This is a genomic window from Ruegeria sp. BHSA123 (assembly GCF_059613425.1).
Window position 1 is genome coordinate 118488 of record NZ_JBXWSL010000010.1, and the last position, 7324, is coordinate 125811.

A 7324-nucleotide genomic window follows, 5' to 3' on the forward strand; every position below is an offset into this window, starting at 1 on the left:
ACCTTGCGTGTCGGTTAGTAGTTCGACAGGGTCTGAACGCAGGTCTCGGTCTCGGTGTTGTACATACCGCAGCCCAGCTCTTTCCAATCCGATACCAGCACCGCCGATTCCGGTAGGAAGTCGGTCCAGGCGTCGCCCGGCACAACGTCGGTTTCGCTGATGATGTCGAACTGGCCGTCTTCCTGAATCTCACCGATCAGAACCGGCTTGGCCAAATGGTGGTTCGGCAGCATGACAGCGGTTCCACCGGTCAGGTTCGGGAATTCCTGCCCGTACATCGCGGCGCGCACGGCATCTACGTCGGTCGAACCGGCCTCGGTCGCGGCGTTAACCCACATGTTGAAACCGATGTAATGTGCCTCCATCGGGTCGTTGGTCACCCGGTCTTCGCCCATGGTAGCTTTCCATTTTTCAACAAATTCAGTGTTGGCGTCGGTATCCGCCGACTGAAAGTAATTCCAAGCAGCCAGATGGCCCACAAGGTTGGTTGTATCCAGGCCCGACAGTTCTTCCTCTCCGACCGAGAACGCAACGACCGGAATGTCATCCGCCGAGACGCCAGCCGCAGCCAGTTCCTTGTAGAAGCCGATGTTGGCGTCGCCATTGATGGTTGAGATCACTCCGACCTTCTTACCATCCGCACCCAGCGCAACCACATCCGCCACGATCTTGGACCAGTCGGAATGGCCAAAGGGGGTGTAGTTGACGAAGATATCACCGTCCGCGATGCCCTTTTGCTTCAGATAGCTTTCGAGGATATTGTTGGTGGTGCGGGGATAGACATAGTCTGTGCCAAGCAGCGCGAATTTCTCAACGCCAAGCTCGTCGAGGAAATAGTCGGTCGCCGGGATCGCTTGTTGGTTCGGCGCGGCACCGGTATAGAAGACGTTTTTCGAGCTTTCTTCACCCTCATACTGCACCGGATAAAACAGAAGGCCGTTCAGTTCCTCAATCACCGGCAGCACCGATTTGCGGCTGACGGACGTCCAATTGCCAAAGATCACATCCACCTCATGCACGGTCAGTAGCTCACGCGCTTTTTCCGCAAACAGCGGCCAGTCGGATGCAGGATCAACCACAACTGCCTCAAGCTGCTTGCCCAGCAGGCCGCCTTTGGCGTTCTGCTGGTCGATCAGCATCAACATCGTGTCTTTCAGCGTGGTTTCCGAAATCGCCATAGTGCCTGACAACGAGTGCAGTACGCCGACTTTGATCGTGTCTTCAGCAGACAGAGCGGCCGTTGCCATGGCGGCAAAGACAACCGATCCGAAGAGCGTGGATTTGAGAGATGTCATGTAATTCTCCTGGCGGGGCGGGCACAGAAGCCTTGCGTTGACACGCTGTCTTCTACTACCTGATCCCCGCAACTGTATGTTGCGTTACGTGTGGCGGTTGTGTCCGAGGTCCAATTCGCGCAGCCGTCACACACCCCCGGCGGTCGTTAGCCCGGCAGGCCCCACATCGATTCTGCATTGCAGCGAAATAGGCAAATCTGGCCCCATAGCATTCTGGCAAAGTGGACTGATATGCCCGATTTTTGATCTACATGCTGCATGCGTGATTAAAAATTGCACTTACGGTACGGGACTTGGTCGAAAATCTGCACCTGTCGATAGAGTTTCGACATCCCAAAGGTGAAAAAGCGCCAAACGTTCATGACGCGAAAGCCGCTGCCATCACTCAATTCACGCCCATATCGTCAGCGTCACATGCGAGACCGCCACGCGCTGAAGGCCGGGTTACGCTGTCGGCCAAACTGTTCCACGGGCGCAGTGTGATTGATCGCTTGCGGCCGGCGGGTTCGTTCAAATGTCTCTTCCCACGCGGACACGGCAGCCAATTGGACGCCGTGCTTTTGAACACGGCTGGTGGTGTTACTGGCGGTGATGATTTCCGGTTTTCAGGCCGCGCAGGCCGGGGCACCGAACTGACAGTGACCACGCAGGCTTGTGAGCGGGCATACAAAGCACAACCCGGTCAGGCCGCACGCATCGTCAACACTTTAACCGCCGGTCCGCAGGCAAGGCTGAACTGGCTTCCGCAAGAGACGATCCTGTACAGTGGCAGCGCATTAAACCGGCGCTTGCGTATTGATTTGGCCGAGGATGCCTCGGCCCTTATGGTTGAACCTTTGATCTTTGGTCGTACCGCGATGGGTGAAACTCTGACGGATATCCGCCTCAGCGATCGGATCGAGATTCGGCGCAACGAAAGGATGGTGTTTCTGGACGCCACCCGGTTCACCGGCGACCTTAGCGCGCATCTGGCCCGTCAGCACATTGCAGATGGCGCGGGCGCGATGGCCTTAGTCGCATTTGCCTCGCCCAGGGCCGAAGGGCATCTGAAGGCAATCCGCCAGATGCTGCCCGATACCGCCGGGGCCAGCCTGTTTCAACCTGACCTGCTGGTCGTCCGACTGCTGGCCAAGAACGGGTATGCCCTGCGCCGAAGTCTGATGCCCGTGCTTCGGCGACTGAACAACGACTCGCTTCCAAGATGCTGGACAATCTGACATGAACCTGACTCCCCGTGAAAAAGACAAACTGCTGGTCGCCATGGCCGCTGAAGTTGCCCGTAAACGACTGGCCCGTGGTGTCAAACTGAACCATCCCGAGGCGATTGCCCTTATCACCAGCGCCGTGGTTGAAGGCGCACGCGACGGGCGGTCGGTCGCCGATATGATGCAAGCCGGGGCCGAGGTGATCACCCGCGCGCAATGCATGGAAGGCGTCCCCGAGATGATTCACGAGGTTCAAGTTGAGGCCACCTTTCCCGACGGCACCAAGCTGGTGACCGTTCACAACCCTATTCGCTAAAAAAAGGAACACTGATATGACCCGCATGCTTTTCCCTGTTCTGATCCTGGCTGGCCCCGCCGCCGCGCATAACGGCACGCATATCCACGCGCATGGCACGGACTATGCCGCTCTGGCCGTGGGCCTCGCGATTGTCGCGTTGGCTGCTGTTGCCTTGATGGTGAAGCTAAACAAATGATCCCCGGCGAGCATTTCCCCGCTGAAGGCGAAATCACGTTCAACCTGGGCGCCGAGCCGTTGACGCTGATGGTCGCCAATACTGGCGACCGCCCGATTCAGGTCGGCTCGCACTATCATTTTGCCGAGACCAACCCGGCGCTGGAATTCGACCGCGCTGCCGCCCATGGCCTGCGTCTGGACATCGCCCCCGGCACCGCCGTGCGGTTCGAACCGGGACAGGAACGCGAGGTTTCGCTGATCCCGATCGGCGGCGCACGCAAGGTCTATGGGTTCAATCAAAAGGTCATGGGGGCGTTGTGATGCCAGCAAAAATCAAACGCTCCGACTATGCCGCCATGTTCGGCCCCACCACCGGCGATAAAATGCGGCTGGCCGATACCGACCTGATCATCGAGGTCGAACGCGATCTGACCATCTATGGCGAAGAGGTCAAGTTCGGCGGCGGGAAAGTGATCCGCGACGGGATGGGGCAGTCTCAGGTCACACGGGACAAGGGGGCGGTGGATACAGTCATCACCAATGCGCTGATCGTGGATCATTCGGGTGTCTACAAGGCGGATGTCGGTCTGAAAGACGGGCGTATCGCCAGGATCGGCAAGGCGGGGAACCCCGACACGCAGCCAGGTGTCGACATTATCATCGGCCCCGGCACCGAAGCCATCGCGGGCGAGGGGCGCATCCTGACCGCAGGCGGGTTCGACAGCCATATCCACTTCATTTGCCCTCAGCAGATCGAAGACGCGCTGCATTCCGGCCTGACCACCATGTTAGGCGGCGGCACGGGTCCGGCCCATGGCACGCTGGCCACCACCTGCACCCCCGGCCCCTGGCATATCGGACGGATGTTGCAGGCGGCGGATGCCTTCCCGATGAACCTCGCCTTTGCGGGCAAGGGCAACGCCTCATTGCCAGCTGCGCTCGAGGAACAGGTCAATGCCGGGGCCTGCGCTCTGAAACTGCATGAGGATTGGGGCACGACCCCTGCCGCCATCGACTGCTGCCTGTCGGTGGCCGATTCGATGGATGTACAGGTGATGATCCACACCGATACTCTGAACGAATCCGGTTTCGTCGAAAACACTGTCGCCGCCATGAAAGGACGCACCATCCACGCCTTCCACACCGAAGGCGCAGGTGGCGGCCATGCCCCTGACATCATCAAGATTTGTGGCGAGAATCACGTTCTTCCCTCCTCGACCAACCCGACGCGACCTTTCACTGTAAACACGGTCGAGGAACATCTGGATATGCTGATGGTCTGCCATCACCTCGACAAGTCCATCCCCGAGGACGTAGCCTTTGCCGAAAGCCGCATCCGGTGCGAGACCATCGCGGCCGAGGATATCCTGCACGACATGGGTGCGTTCTCGATCATCGCGTCTGACAGCCAGGCCATGGGCCGGGTCGGAGAGGTGCTGATCCGCACATGGCAAACCGCCGACAAGATGAAGAAACAGCGAGGGCGTCTGACCGAGGAAACCGGTGAAAACGACAACCTGCGGGTCCGCCGTTACATCGCCAAGTACACCATCAACCCGGCGATTGCCCACGGTCTGAGCCATGAAATCGGCAGCATCGAGGTAGGCAAGCGCGCCGATCTTGTCCTGTGGAACCCGGCCTTTTTCGGCGTGAAACCCGAGATGGTTCTGCTGGGCGGTACAATTGCCTGCGCGCAGATGGGCGACCCAAATGCCTCGATCCCGACACCGCAACCTGTTTACAGCCGTCCGATGTTCGGGGCTTATGGGCGGTCGGTGGAGCACTCGGCGATTACCTTTGTCTCGGCAGCAGCGCAGGCGGACGGGATCGGTGAAACTCTAGGCCTGGCCAAGAAAACAGTCGCCGTGCGGAACACACGCGAGATTGGCAAACGCAATTTGCTGCTAAACGATGCGACGCCCCATGTCGAAGTAGACGCGGAAACCTACGAGGTCCGCGCCGATGGTGAATTGCTGACCTGCCAACCTGCCGAGGTGCTGCCGATGGCGCAGCGATACTTTATGTTCTGAGATACAAGGAGCACCAAGATGACCACCGCGATCAAAACCGCTCGTATCTACCACGACCATGCGCATGCACCCGCTCATGCGCAGGTCTCGCTGGACTATGATGGCCGCTTCCTGCGCCGCAAGATGCTGGCCACGGATGATGGCGAGGCGTTTCTGGTTGATCTCTCCAACACCAAATCGCTGGATCATGGCGGGGTTCTGGTATTGGAAGACGGTCGTGAGATTGAAATCGTCGCGGCCCCCGAAGAGCTGCTGGAGGTAAAGGGCGACCACCTGCTGCGCCTTGCCTGGCATATCGGCAACCGGCACACACCCTGCCAAATCGAATCTGACAGGCTGCTGATCCAGCGCGATCACGTCATTCGCGACATGCTGATGAAACTGGGTGCCGATATTCGCGAAGTCGTCGAACCCTTCACCCCCGAAGGCGGGGCCTATGGCCACGGCAGGACCCATGGTCACGCCCACTAGCTCTGACATCCTGACACTGACCCAATGGTTGTCCCCCGCCTATCCGGTTGGGGGCTTCGCCTATTCCCACGGGCTGGAGGCAGCGATTGAACTGGGCCGGGTCGCCAGCGCAAACCAGACAGGCGACTGGGTCGCCACGATACTGCAACATGGCTCGGGCTGGAATGACGCGCTATTTCTTGTGGCCGCGTATAACGCCGATGACAGGGCCGCGTTGGCCCGAATCGATGCCTCCGCCCGCGCCTTTTGCGCCGGGTCGGAACGGCTGATGGAATCCGACCTTCTGGGTCAGGCTTTCGGATCCGTGACCGGAGATATCTGGGGGCTCGACCTGCGGCGCCTCACCTACCCGGTCGCGGTGGGCCGTGCCGCGCGGATGCAGAATCTGCCGCGCCCGCTGGTGTCGCAGATGTTCCTTCAGGCCTTCATGAGCAATCTTGTGGCCTGCGCAACCCGCCTTGTCCCTTTGGGACAGACCGATGCTCAGCGGCTGATTCGTGATCTGACCCCGCTCTGCACTTCGATTGCGGAAACAGCACAACACACGGGCCTTGATGAACTGGGTTCAACCGCATTCCTGTCCGATATCTTGTCGATGAAACATGAAACTCAATATTCAAGGATATTCCGAACATGAGCAGTATGAACGGCCCCCTGCGCGTTGGTATCGGCGGCCCGGTTGGCGCTGGTAAAACGACCCTGACTGCCGCTTTGGCAGAGGCCCTGGGCGAGGCCTTTTCGATTGGTGTCATCACCAACGACATTTATACGCAAGAGGATGCCGAAGCGTTGATGCGGATGCAGATTCTGCCCCGGGACCGGATTATCGGTGTCGAAACCGGCGGTTGCCCGCATACCGCGATCCGCGAGGATGCCTCGATCAATCTGGCCGCCGTGGCAGAGATGCAGGCCCGTCACCCCGGCTTGGATATAGTTCTGATCGAAAGCGGCGGCGACAATTTGTCGGCCACATTCAGCCCGGAACTGGCGGACCTGACACTCTACGTGATCGACGTTGCAGCGGGTGAGGAAATTCCGCGCAAGGGCGGTCCTGCGATAACGAAATCGGACATTCTGATCATCAACAAAACAGATCTCGCCCCCCATGTCGGCGCGTCGCTCGAAGTGATGGAGCGCGACGCCACGCAAATTCGAAAGGGCCGACCTTTCGTGTTTTCGGCCCTACGCCACCGAACGGGCGTTGACGCGATCGTCAGTTTGTTAGCGCAGATTGGGGGTCTGAAAATTGCAGATGGATGTGTTGCAGAGGCTTCTGGCGGTTGACGTGTGCCTTTGACGGCGGAATGACGACCGAACCATGTAGCTCGTAGTCCGCTCACAATTTCGTTCTTGGGCGCGGCGAACCGGCCCGATCGCCGATACAGTGCTCCACCGCAAGGTGTCGTGCCGACACCCCCCGAGGATGAACGCAATCGTCATCAATGGGTTATCTTCGGCAAGTCTCCGAAAGAGCTCGTTTGTCTCGTTGCTCGAAGGGTCCACCAGTACTTGCAACCAGTCTTCGCCTTGCCTCAGTTTTCCACTTCAAAATTTGTTGGCGTAACCTGACCATGTTGATCAGTTTATGGGATATGGCCAAAGTATAGAACCCGCCTGAGCATTGGACTTTAGACACTAGGCGACGTGTTTGGGCGGCCAAGGAACCTAGTCATTTGAAGCAGCTAAGTCTGAGTACCCGAGTCCTCAGAACGTCCGAACTTGTGGGCGAAATCGGCTTATTTTGTTGAAAAACTCGGGCTTGATCGGTTGGTAAGTTGCTGATTCAATTCTTCCTAAAGGGAGGGATCAGCCATGATGGGACCGAGACAGGAAGCGCAAGCGTCGCTG

At 58.7% G+C, this 7324-nt stretch carries 9 protein-coding genes; 8 read left to right on the forward strand and 1 reads right to left on the reverse strand.

Annotated features, from left to right (window positions below; all coding sequences use genetic code 11):
• Nucleotides 1-14: 14 nt before the first annotated feature.
• Nucleotides 15-1295, reverse strand: a complete 1281-nt coding sequence (urtA, locus tag AC2FNC_RS08140; RefSeq protein WP_496715023.1) for an urea ABC transporter substrate-binding protein — start codon at nt 1293-1295, stop codon at nt 15-17.
• A gap of 293 nt (nt 1296-1588) precedes the next feature.
• Here urtA and AC2FNC_RS08145 point away from each other — a divergent pair, with 293 nt between their 5' ends.
• Genes AC2FNC_RS08145 through ureG form a run of 8 tightly spaced genes read left to right on the forward strand, consistent with a single transcriptional unit; the run spans nt 1589 to nt 6760 of the window.
• Complete coding sequence (locus AC2FNC_RS08145; RefSeq protein ID WP_480520396.1) at nt 1589-2512, forward strand: urease accessory protein UreD; 924 nt, start codon at nt 1589-1591, stop codon at nt 2510-2512.
• Nucleotide 2513: 1 nt separating this feature from the next.
• Entirely contained in the window at nt 2514-2816 is a 303-nt protein-coding gene (locus AC2FNC_RS08150; protein WP_209504406.1) for an urease subunit gamma, read from the forward strand.
• A gap of 16 nt (nt 2817-2832) precedes the next feature.
• Complete coding sequence (locus tag AC2FNC_RS08155) at nt 2833-2994, forward strand: peptidase M23 (protein ID WP_209504407.1); 162 nt, start codon at nt 2833-2835, stop codon at nt 2992-2994.
• The gene (locus AC2FNC_RS08160) at nt 2991-3296 is read left to right on the forward strand and encodes an urease subunit beta (RefSeq protein WP_209597619.1); all 306 of its coding nucleotides are present in this window, start codon (nt 2991-2993) and stop codon (nt 3294-3296) included. Before AC2FNC_RS08155 ends, AC2FNC_RS08160 begins: the two co-directional genes overlap by 4 nt.
• Complete coding sequence (gene ureC / locus AC2FNC_RS08165) at nt 3296-5005, forward strand: urease subunit alpha (RefSeq protein WP_480520394.1); 1710 nt, start codon at nt 3296-3298, stop codon at nt 5003-5005. The genes AC2FNC_RS08160 and ureC overlap by 1 nt, the downstream gene beginning before the upstream one ends.
• 18 nt (nt 5006-5023) lie before the next feature.
• On the forward strand, nt 5024-5476 hold the full coding sequence (gene ureE / locus AC2FNC_RS08170) for an urease accessory protein UreE (protein WP_209504410.1): 453 nt from the start codon (nt 5024-5026) through the stop codon (nt 5474-5476).
• The gene (locus AC2FNC_RS08175; protein WP_209504916.1) at nt 5460-6113 is read left to right on the forward strand and encodes an urease accessory protein UreF; all 654 of its coding nucleotides are present in this window, start codon (nt 5460-5462) and stop codon (nt 6111-6113) included. Before ureE ends, AC2FNC_RS08175 begins: the two co-directional genes overlap by 17 nt.
• Entirely contained in the window at nt 6110-6760 is a 651-nt protein-coding gene (gene ureG / locus AC2FNC_RS08180) for an urease accessory protein UreG (protein ID WP_480520392.1), read from the forward strand. Before AC2FNC_RS08175 ends, ureG begins: the two co-directional genes overlap by 4 nt.
• Nucleotides 6761-7324: the final 564 nt, after the last annotated feature.

Excerpts from the sequence above, each read along its gene's own strand:
- urtA (WP_496715023.1), bottom strand. The coding sequence starts at position 1,295 with ATGACATCTCTCAAATCCACGCTCTTCGGATCGGTTGTCTTTGCCGCC.
- AC2FNC_RS08150 (WP_209504406.1), top strand. The coding sequence starts at position 2,514 with ATGAACCTGACTCCCCGTGAAAAAGACAAACTGCTGGTCGCCATGGCC.
- AC2FNC_RS08155 (WP_209504407.1), top strand. The coding sequence starts at position 2,833 with ATGACCCGCATGCTTTTCCCTGTTCTGATCCTGGCTGGCCCCGCCGCC.
- AC2FNC_RS08160 (WP_209597619.1), top strand. The coding sequence starts at position 2,991 with ATGATCCCCGGCGAGCATTTCCCCGCTGAAGGCGAAATCACGTTCAAC.
- ureC (WP_480520394.1), top strand. The coding sequence starts at position 3,296 with ATGCCAGCAAAAATCAAACGCTCCGACTATGCCGCCATGTTCGGCCCC.
- ureE (WP_209504410.1), top strand. The coding sequence starts at position 5,024 with ATGACCACCGCGATCAAAACCGCTCGTATCTACCACGACCATGCGCAT.
- AC2FNC_RS08175 (WP_209504916.1), top strand. The coding sequence starts at position 5,460 with ATGGTCACGCCCACTAGCTCTGACATCCTGACACTGACCCAATGGTTG.
- ureG (WP_480520392.1), top strand. The coding sequence starts at position 6,110 with ATGAGCAGTATGAACGGCCCCCTGCGCGTTGGTATCGGCGGCCCGGTT.